Origin of the sequence: Serratia sp. M24T3 (assembly GCF_000257645.1) — a bacterium.
Taxonomy (GTDB): Bacteria; Pseudomonadota; Gammaproteobacteria; order Enterobacterales; family Enterobacteriaceae; genus Rouxiella.
The window spans coordinates 1-1207 of the sequence record NZ_AJHJ01000079.1; the positions used below are offsets into that span (position 1 = coordinate 1).

A 1207-nucleotide genomic window follows, 5' to 3' on the forward strand; every position below is an offset into this window, starting at 1 on the left:
TGAAAGTACACCCGTTTTAGTTCCAGGCACTTTTTGAGATCCCCGGTTTTTCAGCCTTTAGCCGATACTCTTCCGGCGTCAGGTTATTCAGGGATTCATGAGGCCGCTCACTGTTGTATTCATTCAGCCAGCGCTCCGTCATTTCCCGTGCTTCATTTAGTGTTCTGAACAGATAAAAATCCAGTATTTCGGTCCGGTACGTTCGGTTAAACCGTTCTATAAACGCATTCTGTGTTGGCTTACCGGGCTTGATAAATTCCAGCTTCACGGCATGCTCTTCGGCCCATTGCGCCAGAGCCAGTGATATCAGTTCCGGTCCGTTATCCATTCGCATCTTCAGCGGATATCCACGATTTGCCGCTATCCTGTCCAGCACCCGCACGACACGCTGTGCCGGGATATTCAGGTCAATTTCGATAGCCAGAGCTTCACGGTTAAAATCATCGACGACATTGAAAGTCCGAAAACGTCGGCCACATGTCAGCGCGTCGTGCATAAAATCGATGGACCAGCTTTGATTGAGCGCTTCCGGCGTTGCCAGCGGAGCCGGATTGCGCACCGGCAGGCGTTGTTTACCCTTGCGACGAAAATTCAGTTTTAACAGACAGTAAATCCGGTGTACCCGCTTGTGATTCCAGACGTGCCCCTGCCTGCGAAGCACCTGAAAAAGCTTCTTAAATCCGTAGCGAGGGTAGCGTTCAGCCGCCTCAGTCAGGCTCTGGATCACTGCTTCATCACGTCGTGTATCCGGTTGATAACTAAACACCGTCCTGCTCAGCGATAACGTCCTGCATGCCTGGCGTAAGCTCATCGAAAACTGCGCGGTCAGATAGTTGACGAGCTCACGCTTTATCGCTGGTTTTAAAGCTTTTTTTCGATGACGTCTTTCAGCGCCCGGCATTCCAGACTCAGATCGGCAAACATCTGCTTCAGACGACGATTCTCGTCTTCAAGATCTTTGATCTTTTTGATATCAGCGGCTTCCATCCCGCCATATTTCGCCTTCCAGTTGTAATAGCTGGCTTCTGAAATAGCGGCCTCGCGGCAGACATCTTTGACGGTTCGTCCGGCTTCGACAGACTTAAGAACGGCGATGATCTGGTGTTCGGTGAATCGAATCTTACGCATGGCGATCTCCTCAGGGGACATAATCAGTATGCCGGAAGATCTCTAAAAGTGAATGGTTCGGTTAAGAGGGATGCTTACA

Annotated in this window: 1 protein-coding gene; it reads right to left on the minus strand. The window is 50.4% G+C overall.

All coding sequences use genetic code 11. The annotated features are described in order from the left end of the window. Positions 1-16: 16 nt before the first annotated feature. Positions 17-1128, minus strand: a protein-coding gene (locus tag SPM24T3_RS24005) for an IS3 family transposase (protein ID WP_086013252.1) whose coding sequence is annotated in 2 segments (ribosomal slippage) — positions 17-867 and positions 867-1128 — 1113 coding nt in all. Because the reading frame shifts where the segments join, the coding sequence is not laid out codon by codon here. Positions 1129-1207 lie beyond the last annotated feature (79 nt).